15 protein-coding genes are annotated in these 16,779 nt (G+C 59.1%); 9 read left to right on the top strand and 6 right to left on the bottom strand.

All coding sequences use genetic code 11. From position 1 onward, the window contains the following. The first annotated feature begins 7 nt into the window (after nt 1-7). Entirely contained in the window at nt 8-982 is a 975-nt protein-coding gene (ybiB, locus tag BTJ39_RS07720; RefSeq protein ID WP_078002078.1) for a DNA-binding protein YbiB, read from the top strand. Here ybiB and BTJ39_RS07715 read toward each other — a convergent pair. From BTJ39_RS07715 to hutH, 3 genes are all read right to left on the bottom strand, one after another. After that, nucleotides 976-2,136: a M20 aminoacylase family protein gene (locus BTJ39_RS07715; RefSeq protein ID WP_078002077.1), complete on the bottom strand. Its 1,161-nt coding sequence runs from the start codon at nt 2,134-2,136 to the stop codon at nt 976-978. The genes ybiB and BTJ39_RS07715 overlap by 7 nt on opposite strands. 267 nt (nt 2,137-2,403) lie before the next feature. Next, nucleotides 2,404-4,089 (bottom strand): urocanate hydratase, encoded by a 1,686-nt coding sequence (gene hutU / locus BTJ39_RS07710; RefSeq protein ID WP_078002076.1) that lies wholly within the window; start codon nt 4,087-4,089, stop codon nt 2,404-2,406. Between the two features lie 13 nt (nt 4,090-4,102). Next, nucleotides 4,103-5,656 (bottom strand): histidine ammonia-lyase, encoded by a 1,554-nt coding sequence (hutH, locus tag BTJ39_RS07705; RefSeq protein ID WP_078002075.1) that lies wholly within the window; start codon nt 5,654-5,656, stop codon nt 4,103-4,105. A gap of 376 nt (nt 5,657-6,032) precedes the next feature. On the opposite strand from hutH, the gene hutC reads away from it, so the two are divergent. Continuing rightward, complete coding sequence (hutC, locus tag BTJ39_RS07700; protein ID WP_078002074.1) at nt 6,033-6,788, top strand: histidine utilization repressor; 756 nt, start codon at nt 6,033-6,035, stop codon at nt 6,786-6,788. 84 nt (nt 6,789-6,872) lie between these two features. Here the strand turns inward: hutC and BTJ39_RS07695 are convergent, their stop codons facing one another. Beyond that, complete coding sequence (locus tag BTJ39_RS07695; protein ID WP_078002073.1) at nt 6,873-7,415, bottom strand: HutD/Ves family protein; 543 nt, start codon at nt 7,413-7,415, stop codon at nt 6,873-6,875. Continuing rightward, complete coding sequence (locus BTJ39_RS07690; protein ID WP_078002072.1) at nt 7,415-8,770, bottom strand: formimidoylglutamate deiminase; 1,356 nt, start codon at nt 8,768-8,770, stop codon at nt 7,415-7,417. Before BTJ39_RS07690 ends, BTJ39_RS07695 begins: the two co-directional genes overlap by 1 nt. 80 nt (nt 8,771-8,850) lie before the next feature. Between BTJ39_RS07690 and hutI the strand changes: the two genes are divergently transcribed. The 7 genes from hutI to BTJ39_RS07655 all read left to right on the top strand — a co-directional run bounded on the left by hutI (nt 8,851) and on the right by BTJ39_RS07655 (nt 16,138). Continuing rightward, nucleotides 8,851-10,068, top strand: coding sequence for an imidazolonepropionase (hutI, locus tag BTJ39_RS07685; protein ID WP_078002071.1), 1,218 nt, complete (start codon nt 8,851-8,853; stop codon nt 10,066-10,068). Further along, nucleotides 10,065-10,847 (top strand): N-formylglutamate deformylase, encoded by a 783-nt coding sequence (gene hutG / locus BTJ39_RS07680; protein ID WP_078002070.1) that lies wholly within the window; start codon nt 10,065-10,067, stop codon nt 10,845-10,847. The genes hutI and hutG overlap by 4 nt, the downstream gene beginning before the upstream one ends. 622 nt (nt 10,848-11,469) lie before the next feature. Continuing rightward, nucleotides 11,470-12,339, top strand: coding sequence for a transporter substrate-binding domain-containing protein (locus BTJ39_RS07675; RefSeq protein ID WP_078002069.1), 870 nt, complete (start codon nt 11,470-11,472; stop codon nt 12,337-12,339). 12 nt (nt 12,340-12,351) lie between these two features. Next, nucleotides 12,352-13,068: an ABC transporter permease gene (locus tag BTJ39_RS07670; protein WP_078002068.1), complete on the top strand. Its 717-nt coding sequence runs from the start codon at nt 12,352-12,354 to the stop codon at nt 13,066-13,068. Between the two features lie 11 nt (nt 13,069-13,079). Further along, nucleotides 13,080-13,817 (top strand): ABC transporter permease, encoded by a 738-nt coding sequence (locus BTJ39_RS07665; RefSeq protein WP_078002067.1) that lies wholly within the window; start codon nt 13,080-13,082, stop codon nt 13,815-13,817. Further along, nucleotides 13,810-14,592, top strand: a complete 783-nt coding sequence (locus BTJ39_RS07660) for an ABC transporter ATP-binding protein (RefSeq protein ID WP_078002066.1) — start codon at nt 13,810-13,812, stop codon at nt 14,590-14,592. Before BTJ39_RS07665 ends, BTJ39_RS07660 begins: the two co-directional genes overlap by 8 nt. Before the next feature lie 7 nt (nt 14,593-14,599). Beyond that, nucleotides 14,600-16,138 (top strand): HAL/PAL/TAL family ammonia-lyase, encoded by a 1,539-nt coding sequence (locus BTJ39_RS07655; protein WP_078002065.1) that lies wholly within the window; start codon nt 14,600-14,602, stop codon nt 16,136-16,138. Here the strand turns inward: BTJ39_RS07655 and BTJ39_RS07650 are convergent. Then, complete coding sequence (locus BTJ39_RS07650) at nt 16,094-16,726, bottom strand: flavin reductase family protein (RefSeq protein WP_078002064.1); 633 nt, start codon at nt 16,724-16,726, stop codon at nt 16,094-16,096. The two genes, BTJ39_RS07655 and BTJ39_RS07650, sit on opposite strands and share 45 nt — an antisense overlap. Nucleotides 16,727-16,779 lie beyond the last annotated feature (53 nt).

The raw sequence follows: 16,779 nt of genomic DNA, 5'->3' as shown, positions 1-16,779 counted from the left end.
GTCGAACATGGAATTTAATCAGATAATTAAAGAGATTGGCCGCGGTAAAAATCACGCGCGCCATCTGGATCGCCAGACCGCCTGCGACCTTTACCGCCAGATGCTGGCCGGTGAGGTTCCGCCGTTGGCGCTGGGCGCCATACTTATCGCCCTGCGCATTAAGGGTGAGGGGCCGGAGGAGATGCCGGGTTTCTATCAGGCGATGCAGGAAAGGGTGGCGCAGCTGAAGGCGCCGGTCGGTCGGCCGCTGCCGGTGACCATTCCCAGCTATAACGGCGCCCGCCGCCAGGCCAACCTGACACCGCTGCTGGCGCTGCTGCTCAACAAGCTGGACTTTCCGGTGCTGGTGCATGGCGTGCGCGAAGATGAAACCCGGGTAACCAGCGAGCAGGTTTTTGCCGCTTCAGGCATTCAGCCTGCCGCCAGCGTTGAACAGGCGCAGCAGGCGCTGGACCACGGACAGGTCGCATTTATCAGTATAGAAACGCTTTGCCCTTCGCTCGCAGCGCAGCTGGCGTTGCGCTGGCAGCTGGGGGTGCGTAACAGCGCCCATACGCTGGCTAAGCTGCTTTCACCGTTTGGTGAACAGCAAACGCTGCGCCTGTCCAGTGTTTCTCATCCTGAATACGTTGCGCGCGTTGGCGACTTTTTTCAGCAGCTGGACGCCAGCGCGCTGTTGCTGAACGGCACGGAGGGGGAAGTCTATGCCAATCCCCAGCGCTGCCCGGCGATAACGCTTATTCGTCGTGGCGCAGAGCCGCAGGAGCTGGTGGCGCGCCAGCCGGAGCTGAGCCTGGCCGCTGACGCTTTACCGGCGTCGAAAAGCGCGGAAGATACCGCGAAGTGGACGATGCGCTGCCTGGCGCGCGAAGTGCCGGTGCCGCAGTCACTGAGACTACAGGTTGCTTGCTGCTTGCTGGCGGCCGGACGCGCCGCCAGCATTGAAGCGGGGTTGCAGCGGCTGGCGGATGCCGGTTATTGAGCGCGCGGACAGAGGTGTTCTACCAGTCCGACCCAAAAAGCGATGCCGTGCGCTAACACGGCATCGTTAAAGTCATAGCTGGCATTGTGCAGCGGCGCGGAAGGGGTTGCGCCATCGACGCCGATCCAGAAATAGGCCCCTGGACAGTGTTCAAGCATACAGGCGAAGTCCTCTGAGGCCATCGACGGATTAATATCCCAGTGAAGATGATCGGCTGGCAGCAGTGCCTGCGCGCACTCACGCACGCGCAGAGCGGCGGCAGGGTGGTTGCTGGTTACCGGGTAATCGCCGGCAAAGGTCAGGGTGCTTTCAATCGCCATCGGCGCGGTCAGGCTGTCGACGAAAGAGGCCATCAGCGTTTTGACCTGCTGGCGGACGTCGTTTTGCAGACAGCGCAGCGTGCCGCGCAGAGTGACCAGATCGGGTATAACGTTAATCGCTTCGCCGCCGTTAATCTGCGTTACGCTGATAACCGCTGAGGCGAGCGGCGACAGTCGGCGTGCCGGGATGGTTTGCAGCGCCATGACCAGCTGAGCCGCCGCGACAATCGGGTCCGCGCCGTTTTCCGGCATCGCCGCATGACAGCTTTTACCCTGCAGGGTGATGGTAAAGGTATCGAGGGATGCCATCATTGCGCCTGGATTAACGCCGATATGACCCAGCGGCAGGCCCGGCCAGTTATGCATACCGTAAATCGCATCCATCGTGAAACGGCTAAACAGCCCCTCGCTGACCATTTTGCGCGCCCCGCCGAGGTTCTCTTCCGCCGGCTGGAAAATAAAATGTACCGTGCCGCTGAAGCTGCGGCGGGTGCTGAGATGGCGCGCGGCGGCCAGCAGCATCGCCGTATGACCATCATGGCCGCAGGCATGCATTACGCCGTCATTTTGCGATCGCCATTCAGGGCTGCCGCGTTCGCTAACCGGCAGCGCATCCATATCGGCGCGCAGGCCAATAACCGGACCGGGGCCGTTTTCCAGCGTGCCGATAACGCTCGTTCCGGCCAGGCCGGTATGCACCTGCAGGCCGCATTCGCGAAGTTCGCTGGCGACCAGTGCAGCGGTTTTATGCTCCTGATAACCCAGCTCAGGATGCGCATGCAGCTGATGGCGCCAGGCGGCGGCGCGGTCAATAAGTGAGGTGGGCAGGTTCATACAACATCTTCCTGGCAATCTGATCTCCGGTAACCAAAACTACCATAAATTCAGCGGTGCTCAGGGGGAATCAACCAATCTTTACGTTATAACAGAATAAAAAAGAATATAACAAAAGCGCTCTGCCCGGGCGTGCAGAGCGCGGGTTTGCGTGAAGATTGGCGAACCGGTATGGCGCTCCCTGCCCGGGTGGGCAGAGTGCGGGTTTGCGCGAAGATTGGCGAACCGGCGTGACGCTCCCAGCCCGACGGGCCGGGAGCGGGGCGCTTACTTCTGCATCGGCAGGTTCAGGTCATACTCACGGGCGCACTGCTGCGCCAGCTCGTAGCCAGCATCAGCGTGGCGCATCACGCCGGTTGCCGGGTCGTTCCACAGTACGCGGCCGAGGCGGGCATCGGCTTCTTTACTGCCATCGCAGACGATAACCACGCCGGCGTGCTGAGAAAAGCCCATACCGACGCCGCCGCCGTGATGCAGGCTGACCCAGGTCGCGCCGCCAGCAGTGTTGAGCAGCGCATTAAGCAGCGGCCAGTCGGATACCGCATCAGAACCATCTTTCATTGCTTCTGTTTCGCGGTTCGGCGAGGCAACAGAGCCGCAGTCGAGGTGGTCGCGTCCGATCACGATCGGCGCTTTCAGCTCGCCTTTTCTCACCATTTCGTTAAACGCCAGCCCGGCAATATGACGTTCGCCGAGGCCCAGCCAGCAAATACGCGCAGGCAGGCCCTGGAAGGCAATGCGCTCTTGTGCCATATCCAGCCAGCGATGCAGCGTTTTATGGTGCGGGAACAGCTCTTTAAGCTTGGCGTCGGTTTTGTAGATATCTTCCGGATCGCCAGAGAGCGCCACCCAGCGGAACGGTCCTTTGCCTTCACAAAACAACGGGCGGATATAGGCGGGAACGAAGCCCGGGAAATCAAAGGCATTCGCCACGCCTTCGTCCTGAGCAACCTGGCGGATGTTGTTGCCGTAATCAACGGTCGGAATACCCATATGATGGAAATCGAGCATCGCCTGAACGTGAACCGCCATTGAGGCGCGTGCCGCTTTTTCGACGGCTTTAGGATTGCTGGCGCGCCCGGCTATCCAGCGTTCCACGCTCCATCCGGCCGGCAGATAGCCGTTGACCGGATCGTGCGCCGAGGTCTGGTCGGTGACAATATCCGGCTTCACGCCGCCGGCTTTGGCGCGTTTAACCAATTCGGGAACGATTTCGGCGGCATTGCCCAGCAGGCCGACGGAGATCGCTTTTTTCGCCGCGGTCGCATCGCTAATCAGCGCCAGGGCCTCATCCAGCGTACGGGCTTTATAGTCGACATAGCGGGTGCGCAGGCGGAAATCGATGCGCGATTCCTGGCATTCGATCGCCAGCACGCAGGCACCGGCCAGTACCCCGGCCAAAGGCTGAGCGCCGCCCATGCCGCCCAGACCGGCGGTGAGGATCCACTTACCGGACAGATCGTTGTTGTAATGCTGACGACCGGCTTCGACAAAGGTTTCAAAGGTGCCCTGCACGATGCCCTGCGCGCCAATATAAATCCAGGAGCCGGCGGTCATCTGGCCATACATCATCAGACCGGCTTTATCCAGCTCGTGGAAGTGATCCCAGTTGGCCCAGTGGGGAACCAGGTTGGAGTTTGCCAGCAGCACGCGCGGGGCATCGGCATGGGTACGGAACACGCCGACCGGCTTGCCTGACTGGATAAGCAGGGTTTCATCTGCCTGCAGCGCCTGCAGCGAGCGTAGGATCTGCTCGAAGCATTCCCAGTTGCGCGCGGCTTTGCCGATGCCGCCATAAACCACCAGATCCTCCGGGCGCTCTGCCACATCCGGATCGAGGTTGTTCTGAATCATGCGGTAAGCGGCCTCGATCAGCCAGTTAGCACAGTGCAGTTCGCTGCCGTGAGGCGCACGCACTGCGCGGGCTACGGCTTTGCTTACGGTTTCGCTCATCATCATTTTCCTCTTAGTGGCTTAGGGTGGCGTTGCTGGGCAGCAGCGCGGCGACCGGAGCAGGCCAGCTGTCGCCGGCGGCCCACAGGCGCATTTGTTCAATATCCGGCGCCAGCAGGCGGTCCTGGTCGACCCAGGCTACCCGCTGGCGGATGCGGGCAAATTGTTCTTCGATCAGTGCTGAGCTTTGCAGCGGACGGTGGAACTCCATCCCCTGGGCGGCCGCCATGGCTTCAATGCCGACAACCGCCGCGCTGTTGAAACACATGGCGCCGAGACGACGTGCAGCGTAGGTTGCCATCGAAACGTGGTCTTCCTGGTTAGCCGACGTGGGCAGGCTGTCCACGCTGCCGGGATGGGCCAGCGATTTGTTTTCTGACGCCAGCGCCGCAGCGGACACCTGGGCGATCATAAAGCCGGAGTTGACGCCGCCATCATTGACCAGAAACGGCGGCAGGCCGGAAAGGCCGGTGTCCAGCAGCAGCGCCAGACGGCGTTCGGAAATGGCTCCCACCTCGGCTACCGCCAGCGCGATAATATCGGCGGCGAAAGCGACCGGTTCGGCATGGAAGTTGCCGCCGGAAATCACTTCGCCGTTATCGCTGAAGACCAGCGGGTTGTCGGAGGCGGCGTTAGCTTCAATTTGCAAAATGCGTGCTGCGTGGTTGAGGTTATCAAGGCAGGCGCCCATTACCTGCGGTACGCAGCGAATGGAATAGGGATCCTGTACGCGTCCGCAGGTGGAGTGGGAATCAACGATGTGACTGCCTTCCAGCAGCGCCAGCACCGCTGCCGCCACGCCAATTTGTCCCTGCTGGCCGCGGGCCTGATGAATACGGCTGTCCAGCGGCTTCAGCGAGCCTTTAATCGCCTCCAGCGACAGCGCGCCGGAAATCAACCCGGCGGCAAAAACGTTTTCGCCTTCAAACAGGCCACGCAGCGCCAGCGAAGTGGAAACCTGGGTACCGTTAAGTAAAGCCAGCCCCTCTTTCGGGCCAAGCACGAAGGGTTGCAGGCCGGCGAGCTTTAACCCTTCAACAGCGGGTATCAGCTTGCCCTTAACCCGGACTTCACCTTCTCCTAACAGCATCAGCGACAGGTGCGCCAGCGGTGCCAGATCGCCAGAGGCGCCGACCGAACCCTTCTCCGGAATGCAGGGCATAATGCCGGCGTTGAACAGGGCGATCAGACCGTCGATCAGCTCAATGCGTACCCCGGAATGTCCGCGCGCCAGGCTGATAATTTTGCTGGCCATCACCAGCCGCGTTACGTCATCCGGCAGCAAATCGCCCAGGCCTACGCTGTGAGACAGCACCAGATTGCGCTGTAATTCAGCCAGGCGCGCGGCGGGGATAGTGGTGGTCGCCAGTTTGCCAAAGCCGGTATTAATGCCATAGGTTACGGTACCGGCATCAACGATGGCGCTAACGGTAGCGAAGGCCTGATGCACCGCAGAGCGCGCATTGTCATCCAGTGCCAGAGTAATGCCGCCGCGATAAATTGCTTTCAGCGTCGCCAGATCCACGTTTCCCGGCGTCAGCACGCAGTGGGAGGCTGTGAGTGCCATAGTATACTCCTGTATATACAAGTGAGTTCATTGGCCGGACGGTCGCCACACAGGGCGCCGGTAAAAAGCCGGTCAAATGCTGATTAAAGTCAGTGAAGCAGAAACGTCTAATCTTGTCTATACAATTAGCAATCACTATGCCAATGCGATCACAAAATCTGGAATTGCGTGGGCGGCGGCGTAACTGGCTGATTCAACAGGCTGGCATTACGCCGTGAAAATAGCCTGGTGTAAAAACAGGCCAGTCGATGAGGGGGATTTGCCCTGAAACAGTTCGCCATGCACTGATAGCGTGCAGGTCAAAAGGTTAACATGTATATACATTTAAGCCGCTTGTTATTACACTGAGCCCATCACCACTGTTAAGGACGTAATCATGGTCGAACAGACCGCTGTTTCTCAGCTTTCTGCAGCGATGAGCGATGATCCGGCACCGATTTATCAACGGGTTAAGCAGGCCATCATCAATCAGATTATTGAAGGACGCTGGAAAGCAAAGCAGCGCGTTCCTTCGGAAAGTGAGTTCGTCAACGAGCTGGGCGTGAGCCGCATGACCATTAATCGTGCGCTGCGCGAGCTGACCAGCGAAGGTTATTTAATTCGTATGCAGGGCGTGGGTACCTTTGTCGCTGAGAATAAAGGCTACACCGCGATGCTGGAAGTCCATAATATCGCCGAGGAGATCGCCCAGCGCGGTAACCATCATAGCTGCAAAATCCTCAAGCTCGGTACGCTAAAGGCGGGGCCGGATCAGGCCGCCGTGCTGGGTCTCTCTACCGGGCAGAGCATCTTCCAGTCGCTGATCGTTCATTATGAAAACGATCTGCCGGTGCAGATGGAAGATCGGCTGGTGAACCCGCTGGTTGCGCCAGGCTATCTTGACCAGGATTATCATCAGCTGACGCCCTATACCTACCTGATGCGCGTCGCGCCCCTGACCTCGGGCGAACACGTGGTGGAAGCGGTGCTGCCCGATGCCCGCCAGTGTGCGCTGCTGGCGCTGGAAAATAATGAACCCTGCCTGCTAATTCGTCGCCAGACCTGGAGCGATACGCGTATTGTGACCTATGCCAAGCTGCTTTATCCGGGGTCGCGCTATAAGCTGGTTGGTCGCTTCAAAGGGCACGGCTAAGCCCGTTATACCGCCGGACGGCGGCAACAGGGCTGGCTGCGAATACCGCTTTTACGGCAAATTTATCCCCTGCGCCGTTGGCGCTTAGCGGCGGCTGACGGCGGCGTAAAGCAGACGGGCGTCAGGCGTTTGCGGCGTTAGCGGGTCGCCATGCTGATGCCACCAGATGCCTTCGTTTACCTGTAACGTCATCTCACCGGCGCGCCAGCTGCCGGAAAGCACGAAAGCGACGCCCGCGTCCTCGGGCGCCGGACGCGTCGCGCCAGTGACCACCGTCATCGCCGCGCGATGGCTGGCGCGACGCGTCATCAGATTAAAATCCTGGCTGGCGCCGCCGCTGAGGCGGGCATAAACCTGATCCTCGCCGGCAAAGGCAAAAGGCTGCGCTGTTTGTAGTTGCTGCTGCCAGCCGCTGCTGGTCAGCGTAACGCCATCGCCGCTGAGCAGCGTAATGATCCTGTCGATCCCCGGAAAAGGGGAGAAGTCGCCGTCCTGCGAGATGGTGGCGATGCTGATACGCCAGCTAAAATCTTCCGCCCCCGGCGGCCAGGCGACGATTTCGCGGGTTTCGCCGCCGCCGTTGCGCCAGCGCGACACCGGCAGCGTATTCAGAGAAAAGTGAGGCATTATTTCAGGCCCTCAATCACCTGGCGGAACTGACGCGCGGCCTGTTCCTGTCGCTGATGCTGCCCCTGATGAATCACCTGGCGGCCAGCGACGAAAACGTCGCGGATCTGCGAACGGTTGCCGGCAAACAACCAGCGATTAATCAGCGCGCTGTCGGGCGTTGGTCCCAGCAGCGCATCCTCTTCCAGTACCAGCCAGTCGGCGCGAAATCCGGGCGCCAGTTCGCCAACCGCCAGCGCGCAGGCCTGCGCGCCGCCCTGACGTGCGCCGGCGAATAGCAGGTCGCCAACCGAGGGCTGCCCGTCCTGCACTAAACGATTACGACGGCGATCGCGCAGGCGCTGGCCGTATTCAAACCAACGCAGCTCCTCAACAACGTCTAACGATACGTGGCTGTCAGAGCCAATCCCCCAGCGTCCGTTCAGCGCCAGGTAATCGGTGCCGCGAAAAATACCGTCGCCCAGGTTGGCTTCGGTCGTCGGACATAGTCCGGCTATCGCGCCGCTGCTGGCCAGCTGGCGGACTTCATCGTCATCAAGATGGGTGGCATGGATAAGACACCAGCGCGGGTCAACGTTAAAGCGTTTGTACAGCCAGCTTACCGGACGCTCATTGCTCCATGCGCGACAGTCGTTGACCTCTTTTTCCTGCTCGGCGATATGAATATGTACCGGCAGCGTGCTATCGGAAGCTGCCAGCACCTCATGCATCTGCGCTTCACTGACGGCGCGCAGCGAATGGAAGCACAGGCCGTAATTAATCAACGGTTCCTGCGCCGTCAGGGCTTTGAGCCTTGCCTGCTGCTGAAGATAGGCTTCGGTTTGCTGAATGAAACGCTTCTGTCCCGGCTGGGCCGGCTGGGCACCAAAGCCGGCGTAGCTGTAAAGGACCGGCAATAGCGTCTGGCCGATACCGCTCTGCTGCGCCGCCAGCATCAGCTGTTGCAACATGGCATCATCCTGATAGGGCTGCCCCTGCGGATCGTGATGCAGGTAGTGGAATTCCGCGACCTGGGTATAGCCGCCTTTCAGCATTTCGATATAAAGCTGGGTGGCGATGGCGCCGACCGCTTCCGGCGTCAGGGTTTGCACCATGCGATACATCAGATCGCGCCAGGTCCAGAAGCTGTCCTGCGGGTCGCCGGCGACTTCTGCCAGTCCGGCCATGGCGCGTTGGAATGCATGGGAGTGGAGGTTAGCGACTGCAGGAATCACCGCACCGTGCAACCGTTGTGCATCCTGCTGCGGACTGTCGGGGGTAAGTTTGCGTAATATCCCCTGTTCATCGACTTCGATGACCACATCGTGGCACCATCCCTGTGGAAGCAGGGCGCGGGAGGCAAAATATCGTGACATTGTTGATTCCTGCTGATTGAGGTTGTATATACATATACATACTTATAGGCCAGCAGTAAAGCACACCGACAGGAGTAGTAATGGCAGTTGAACTGAAGTGTGACACCCTCTGGACGGGTGCGGATATCGCGACAATGCAGGGCGGACGCTACAGCCTGATTGAAGATGGCGCCATTGCGGTTCAGGGTGAACAGATTGTGTGGATTGGACCACGGGAACAAGCTAAAGCTATTCGTTGTGATCGCACGCACAATTTTGCCGGCGGATTAATTACACCCGGTCTGATTGATTGCCATACCCATCTGGTATTCGGTGGCGATCGCAGCCAGGAGTTTGAGCAGCGCCTGAACGGCGTCAGCTACAGCGAGATCGCCGCTCAGGGCGGCGGCATTATTTCCACGGTGCGCGCAACCCGCGCAGCCAGTCAGCAGGCGCTGGTTGCAAGCGCCCGCGCCCGCTTGCAGCGGCTGCTGGCCGAGGGCGTCACCACCGTCGAGATTAAATCGGGCTACGGACTGGATGAAGAGAGTGAGCTGCGCATGCTGCGCGCCATCCGCCAGCTCGGCAGCGAAATGCCGGTAGATGTGAAGGCGACCTGCCTTGCCGCCCATGCGTTTCCACCGGAGTATAAAGACAACCCTCAGGGCTGGATCGAGCGGGTTTGCCAGCATTTATTACCGCAGGTCGCGCAGGAAAAGCTGGCGGATGCGGTGGACGCTTTCTGCGAACATCTGGCATTTTCGCCCGATCAGGTCAGCGAGGTGTTCAGCGCCGCGCGGGCGCTCGGTATGCCGGTGAAATTGCACGCCGAGCAGCTTTCGGCGCTCCATGGCGCAAGCCTGGCAGCGCGCTTTAATGCGCTGTCTGCCGATCATCTGGAGTATGCCACCGAAGAGGACGCGTTGGCGATGGCGGCCAGCGGCACCGTCGCGGTGCTGCTGCCCGGCGCATTTTACCTGCTGCGTGAAACCCAGCGCCCGCCGGTTGAATATTTCCGTAAACATGGGGTGCCGATGGCGCTGGCCAGCGATGCTAACCCCGGTACTTCGCCGGCACTGTCGCTGCGCCTGATGCTCAACATGGGCTGTACGCTGTTTGGTATGACGCCGGAAGAAGCGCTCAACGGCGTCACCCTCAACGCTGCCAGAGCGCTGGGCTGCGCCGATCGGCTGGGCAGTCTGGAAGTCGGCAAGCGTGCTGATTTTGTTCACTGGCAGGTTGAACGACCGGCCGAGCTGGTGTACTGGCTGGGGGGCGAACTGCCCTGTGAAACCATCTACAGAGGAGAAATGCGGTGAAAAAACCTTTTGAATTTACTCGGGGGACCCTGCCTCTGCTGGTCAGTATTCCCCACGCTGGTACGGCGCTGACGCCGGAAGTCGAGCAGGGGTTAAGCGTTCCGGCGCAGGGGCTGTGCGATACCGACTGGCATATTCCGCAGCTGTATGACTTCGCGGTTGAGATGGGGGCCAGCGTGCTGGTCGGCAACTACTCACGCTTTGTTATCGATCTTAATCGCCCGGCGGATAACCAGCCGCTTTACGCCACGGCAACCACCGGACTTTACCCGGAGACGCTGTTTGACGGCACGCCGACCTTTAAACCGGGAATGACGCCAGATGATGCGCAGCGTCAGGGATATCTGGAAAATATCTGGCAGCCTTACCATCAGCAGCTGCAGCAGGAGCTGGCGCGGATTAAAGCTGAGTTTGGCTATGCGCGACTGTTCGATGCTCATTCGATTGCTTCGCAGATCCCGCGCCTGTTCGAGGGCAAATTACCCGATCTGAATTTGGGCACTAACGATGGCGCCAGCTGTAGCGCTGAGATGGCGGCGCAGCTTAAAGCCGTGTGCGAGGCACAAAACGACTACAGCTGGGTAATTAATGGCCGCTTTAAGGGCGGCTACATTACCCGTGCCTACGGCCAGCCGGCAGATGGCGTACAGGCGCTGCAGCTTGAGCTGGCTCAGTGTAACTACATGGAAGAGGCGCCGCCTTTCGCGTGGCGTGGCGACCGGGCGCAGCGTCTTCAGCCGTTGCTGAAACGTTTGGTTGCCACCCTGCTGGGGCGCTAAGGTAATAAAAAAGCCAGAAGTTTGCACTTCTGGCTAAATAAGACACAGGTTATTAGGGCAATTAAGCAGCCTGAAAAAGCAGGTTTAATAAGACCATTTTAACCTGTTGTTGGCGAAGTGATATCAGATATCGCTGAATAAGTTATTCAGAAAGCTTGAACAGCGAGATGCCTGAAGCGTGCCGTGATTGCAAATATCATCAGGCGTTTTTTGATTTACAAACCCCTCAGCATTTTCTTCCGGCACCGCTCCGTTGGGCGTCAAGGCGTCAAAATGAAGCCCCATTCAAGGGCGTTATGCGCTTGCATAGTGCAGCCTGTCTTTGCTGGCCGATTTTTTCTCAGCGTAACGGCCGGTTAACGCATTAATTTTCACGCTTGCGGCCATTCTGGCACAACTGTTGCTCTGTTATTTCCCTGTTGTATGTACAAGTGGTTCGCGGGGATTAACACAGTAATTTTACTGGATGAATCACACTTTTACCCTTCGCCTGGTGCAGGGTTGTATACGAACTTGTATATACATGACATAACGATTGAACAAAGTATTAACAAACCTGCCACTTAAATGGCCGAACTTTCACCGTTACCTCAGGGGAAAACCCTTGTTCCAGGAGCAATGTATGAAAACAACGTTCGTTCGCCAGTTCCTCATTACCTCCGCACTGCTGGGCGTTTCCGTCGCCAGCATTCTGCCCGCTCAGGCAAAAGAGTGGAAATCGCTGACCATTGCCACGGAAGGCAGCTATGAGCCCTGGAATATTACCCTGCCTGGCGGCAAGCTGAGTGGTTTTGAGCCGGAGCTGATGGCTGACCTGTGTAAACGTATGCAGGTTCAGTGCAAGCTGGTGGTGCAAAACTGGGATGGCATGATCGCCGGTATGCAGGCGGGTAAATATGACGTCATCCTTGATGCCATTGTGATTACGCCGGAGCGGCGTCAGCAAATCGGCTTCAGCATTCCCTATGCTCAGACGCCCGCCAGCTTTATCACCACCAAAGGCAGCAACGTACTGCCTGCCGGCGATAGCAAAGCCGCACCGGTCAAGCTGCATGACGATGCAAAAGAGATCGAACCGGCAATCGCTAAGCTGAAAGAAGCGTTAAAAGGCAAAACCATCGGTATCGCTTCCGGCACCGTTTACACCCCCTTCATTGATAAATACTTCAAAGATGTTGCCACCGTGCGCGAATACAATGCCTCGGCTGATGCGATCCTCGATCTGCAATCCGAGCGTATCGATGCGGTATTTGACGATGTGACCTTTGCCAACTCAATGCTTTCTAAACCTGAAAATAAAGACTTACAGCTCAGTGGCCCTCAACTGGGCGGTCCGATCTGGGGAGAAGGCGAGGGGATTGGTCTGCGTAAAAGTGACAGCGATCTGAAAGCGAAGCTGGATGAGGCGATTAAAGCCGCGCTGGCAGACGGCACGGTGAAAAAGCTGAGCGAGAAATGGTTTAAAACTGACGTAACGCCCACCGCGCAATAACAGGAGGTAGCTATGGCCTTACTGGGTTTTGGTGAAAACGGCTGGGGGCCGCTAATCCTCCACGCGGCGCTGATGACCTTATTGCTCTCATTTGCTGCCATGGTGGTTGGCGCGGTGGTTGGCAGCGGCGTTTCGGCCGCTAAGCTTTCGCCCCATCGCCCGCTGCGCTGGTTCGGCGATGGCTATTCGGTGATTTTTCGCGGCATACCTGAGCTGCTGATTATCTATCTGTTCTACTTTGGCGGTTCGGGGATTATTACTAAGATCGGCGGCCTGTTCGGCGCCGATGGCTTTATCGAGGTGCCGCCGTTTTTAATCGGCGCGTTGGCTATTGGCCTGATTTCGGCCTCTTACCAGGCGGAAGTTTACCGCGCAGCGCGACTGGCGCTGGCACCGGGTGAAGTCGAGGCGGCGATGGCGATCGGCATGACGCGCTGGCGCGTTCTGCAACGCATTATCGTGCCGCAGATGGTGCGCTATGCGCTGCCGGGTCTGTCTAACGTTTGGCAGATGAGCCTGAAAGACTCGGCGCTGGTCTCGGTGACCGGCATTATTGAACTGATGCGCGCCAGTCAGGTCGCGGCAGGTTCGACGCGTCAGTACTTCACTTTTTATGTGATTGGCGGCCTCTGCTATCTGGTGCTGACCGTGCTCTCCAGCCATGCCTTTAAGCGTGCTGAGCAACGGATGAACCGTGCCCATCGCAGCCGCAGCGCCGCGCAAGCCTGAGGAGGCGTAAGATGATTGATTTCGCTTTCCTGACCGATACGTTTCTCAAGCTTTCAGCCGCATTACCGGTGACTCTGGGGCTGTTTTTCGCCTCCTTTGCCCTCGGTGGCGTGCTGGCGCTGCTGATCCTGGCGATGCGCATGAGCCATAATCGCCTGCTTAGCGGCTTTGCCCGGCTCTATATCCTGGTGTTTCGTGGTTCGCCGCTGATGATCCAGCTGTTCCTGATTTATTACGGACTGGGGCAGTTTGAGGTGATTCGGCACAGCTTCGTCTGGCCGGTGCTGCGTGAACCCTTTTTCTGTGCGGTGGTAGCCCTGGCCCTTTGTACAGCGTCGTACACCGCTGAAATTCTGCGCGGTGCCTTGCTGGCGATTCCGCCAGGACAGATTGAGGCCGGGATGGCCTGCGGCATGTCACGCTTCCTGCTGCTGCGGCGCATTATTGCGCCGGTGATGCTGCGCTATGCGCTGCCAGCCTATTCTACCGAAGCGATCCTGCTGGTGAAATCCACCGCGCTGGCCAGCCTGGTCACCGTCTGGGATGTCACCGGCGTGGCCCAGCAGATAATTCAGCGCACCTATCGCACCATGGAGGTGTTTGTCTGCGCAGCGCTTATCTACCTGATCCTTAACTTCCTGATTGTGCAGGCCTATGCCTGGCTGGAGCGCCGCCTGACGCCGCGTCATCGTCAGCTGCCGCCGGAGCCTGCCGCTCCTCAGGTTATTGCCGGAGAAAAACATGAGTGAACTCGCGCCCGTAACGCTCGCCATGAGCGATATCCATAAATCCTTTGGCAACCTTGAAGTACTTAAGGGCATCTCGCTGGAAGCACATAAAGGGGATGTCATCTCCATTCTGGGGGCCAGCGGCTCCGGGAAGAGCACCTTCCTGCGCTGTATTAACCTGCTGGAAACGCCAGATTCTGGCGTGGTTAGCGTGGCCGGTGAAACTATCGAGATGAAACAGCACGCGCGCGGTCACCGGCTGGCGGCCGATCATAAACAGATTGAGAAGCTGCGCTCGCGCTTGGGGATGGTGTTTCAGAGCTTTAACCTGTGGTCGCACATGACGGTACTGGAAAACGTGATTGAAGGGCCGCGTTTTGTGCTCAAGCAGGACCGCCAGCGCTGCATTGAACAGGCCGAACAGATCCTGCAACGCGTCGGCATGTATAACCGCAAAGATTTTTACCCGTCACAGCTCTCCGGCGGCCAGCAGCAGCGCGTGGCGATTGCCCGCGCGCTGGCGATGGAGCCGGAGGTGATGCTGTTTGATGAGCCGACTTCGGCCCTTGACCCGGAGCTGGTCGGTGACGTACTGCGGGTTATGCGCAGCCTTGCCGAGGAGGGGCGCACCATGCTGGTGGTGACGCACGAAATGGGCTTTGCCCGCAACGTTTCCAACCGGGTTGTATTTATGCATCAGGGGACAATCGACTGCGAAGGGTCACCGGAAGCGATGTTTGGCGAGCAGGGCTCTCCACGCTTTCAGCAGTTTATTTCCAGCCACCGCGAACACTGAGGCCATCATGCAACAAAGCATTACCTGGGGCGATGCCCCGCTAAGCTGGCAGCAACTCAACGCCGTGGCGCGCGGCTCGGCAACGCTGGCGCTCAGCCAGCAGGCCTGGGCGCGCATTGATAATGGCCGGGCCATCGTCGCGCAAATCGTTGCCCAGGGCACGGTCGCCTACGGGATTAATACCGGCCTCGGCGCGCTGTGTAATATCACGCTGGCGGAAGAAGAGCTGGGTCAGCTTTCGCGCAACACGCTGCTGAGCCATGCCTGCGGCGTTGGCGAGCCGCTGCAAACGGCGGAAGTGCGCGCCATCATCTGCGCCGCTATCGCCAACTATTCGCAGGGAAAATCCGGCATCTCGGCAGCGATCGTGCAGGGGCTACTGGATCTGCTGAACCATGATATAACGCCGCAGGTGCCGGCGCAGGGGTCGGTTGGCTACCTGACGCATATGGCACATATCGGTCTGGCGCTGATTGGCATCGGCGAGGTGAAGGTCGGCGGTCAGACGCTGGCGGCCAGTGAGGCGCTGGCACGGGCGGGACTGAAGCCCTGTAATCCGGGGGCGAAAGAGGGGTTGAGTCTGGTCAACGGCACGCCTTGCATGACCGGGCTGAGCTGTCTGGCATTAGGCGATGCCGCCCGGCTGCTTGACTGGGCCGATGTGACCGGCGCGATGAGCTTTGAGGCGCTGCGCGGGCAGCTGGATGCCTTTGACAGCGAGATCCTGGCGTTGAAAGGCAGCGCCGGCGTGCAGCTGGTGGGTACCCGCCTGCGCGCGCTGCTGTCCGACAGTCAAATCCTGACCGGCAGTAAAGGGCTGCGCACCCAGGACGCACTCAGCCTGCGTTCGATACCGCAGATCCACGGCGCCTGTCGCGATCAGTTTGCCTACGTTGCCCGTCAGGTCGAAGCGGAACTCAATGCCGCTACCGACAACCCGCTGGTACTGGGAACGCCGGCGGAGTGGCGCGTGGTCTCGCAGGCCAATCCGCATGGCGAGTCGGTGGCGATGGCGGCCGATCAGCTGGCGATTGCGCTGGCGGAACTGGGCAGCGTAGCTGAGCGCCGTCTTGACCGGTTAATCAATCCGCTGGTCAGCGGCTTGCCTGCTTTTCTGGTCGCCAAACCCGGCGTTAACTCCGGGATGATGATCGCCCAGTATGTTGCCGCTTCTCTGTGCGGTGAAAACCGTCAGTTGGCTCAGCCGGCGGTGCTGGATAATTTTGTGACTTCAGGCCTGCAGGAAGATCACCTCAGCATGGGAACCAGCTCGGCGCGTAAGCTGCTGAAGCTGGCGGCTAACGTCACTCAGATTCTGGCTATTGAATATCTGCTGGCGGCCCAGGCGCTGGATTTCCACGATGCTGAACGCTGCGCCGCCGGCACCGGCCAGGCCTGGCGTCGGCTGCGCGAGCGAGTGGATAACTGGCAGGACGATCGCTGGCTGGCGCCGGAAATCGCCAGGGCGGCCGCGCTTATCGCCGCGGACGCGCCGGTGATTTCAGCGGCTGGGATCTGCGGGACGAATAAGGTCGAAGCGTTCTGATTCGCTGATGCCATAATAGCTTGTAGGTCCGCCGGCGCGTAAAATCGGCTGGGCCTTACTGGTTTGATAGATTCCATCCTCAAGCAGGCTTTCATCGATGTGGATCATCACCACTTCTCCCAGCACCAGCCATGATGGTATAGCTTCGCCCTGGTGGGTTTGCAGCTGGATAAGCTGCGTCAGACGACACTCAAAATTGACCGGGCTTTCACCCACCAGCGGCGCCCGGACCTGCTGTCCGCGCACGGGCGTCAAACCGGCGCGCTTAAATTCATCTTCATCGCTCGGCAGCGGCGCTGAACTTTCATTCATGGCGACCGCCAGCGGACGCGTCGCCAGGTTCCAGACAAACTCGCCCGTCTGGCTGATATTGGTAACGCTGTCTTTCCAGCCGCTGCTGGCAAAACCGATGATCGGCGGGCGGTAGCTAAAGCAGTTAAAGAAGCTGTAAGGCGCCAGGTTAGGTACGCCGGCGTCGCTGCGTGAACTGATCCAGCCGATGGGGCGCGGACCGATGATGGCATTCAGCGGATCGTGCGGCAGGCCGTGACCCTGTGCAGGCTGGTAACGATAACGTGAGTTGGACATGTTCATTCTCTGAGATACATTCGGTGTTTATTTTAATGGCAAAATGGCGTTAT

The organism is Izhakiella australiensis, from assembly GCF_002006995.1.
In the GTDB taxonomy this organism is placed as follows: domain Bacteria; phylum Pseudomonadota; class Gammaproteobacteria; order Enterobacterales; family Enterobacteriaceae; genus Izhakiella; species Izhakiella australiensis.
The sequence above is the reverse complement of the archived record's forward strand: the minus strand, read 5'-3'. Positions and strand labels throughout refer to the sequence as shown.

What these genes read in the sequence shown, in the direction of transcription:
- ybiB (WP_078002078.1), top strand. Translation starts at nt 8, where the DNA reads ATGGAATTTAATCAGATAATTAAAGAGATTGGCCGCGGTAAAAATCAC.
- BTJ39_RS07715 (WP_078002077.1), bottom strand. Translation starts at nt 2,136, where the DNA reads ATGAACCTGCCCACCTCACTTATTGACCGCGCCGCCGCCTGGCGCCAT.
- hutU (WP_078002076.1), bottom strand. Translation starts at nt 4,089, where the DNA reads ATGAGCGAAACCGTAAGCAAAGCCGTAGCCCGCGCAGTGCGTGCGCCT.
- hutH (WP_078002075.1), bottom strand. Translation starts at nt 5,656, where the DNA reads ATGGCACTCACAGCCTCCCACTGCGTGCTGACGCCGGGAAACGTGGAT.
- hutC (WP_078002074.1), top strand. Translation starts at nt 6,033, where the DNA reads ATGGTCGAACAGACCGCTGTTTCTCAGCTTTCTGCAGCGATGAGCGAT.
- BTJ39_RS07695 (WP_078002073.1), bottom strand. Translation starts at nt 7,415, where the DNA reads ATGCCTCACTTTTCTCTGAATACGCTGCCGGTGTCGCGCTGGCGCAAC.
- BTJ39_RS07690 (WP_078002072.1), bottom strand. Translation starts at nt 8,770, where the DNA reads ATGTCACGATATTTTGCCTCCCGCGCCCTGCTTCCACAGGGATGGTGC.
- hutI (WP_078002071.1), top strand. Translation starts at nt 8,851, where the DNA reads ATGGCAGTTGAACTGAAGTGTGACACCCTCTGGACGGGTGCGGATATC.
- BTJ39_RS07675 (WP_078002069.1), top strand. Translation starts at nt 11,470, where the DNA reads ATGAAAACAACGTTCGTTCGCCAGTTCCTCATTACCTCCGCACTGCTG.
- BTJ39_RS07670 (WP_078002068.1), top strand. Translation starts at nt 12,352, where the DNA reads ATGGCCTTACTGGGTTTTGGTGAAAACGGCTGGGGGCCGCTAATCCTC.
- BTJ39_RS07665 (WP_078002067.1), top strand. Translation starts at nt 13,080, where the DNA reads ATGATTGATTTCGCTTTCCTGACCGATACGTTTCTCAAGCTTTCAGCC.
- BTJ39_RS07660 (WP_078002066.1), top strand. Translation starts at nt 13,810, where the DNA reads ATGAGTGAACTCGCGCCCGTAACGCTCGCCATGAGCGATATCCATAAA.
- BTJ39_RS07655 (WP_078002065.1), top strand. Translation starts at nt 14,600, where the DNA reads ATGCAACAAAGCATTACCTGGGGCGATGCCCCGCTAAGCTGGCAGCAA.
- BTJ39_RS07650 (WP_078002064.1), bottom strand. Translation starts at nt 16,726, where the DNA reads ATGTCCAACTCACGTTATCGTTACCAGCCTGCACAGGGTCACGGCCTG.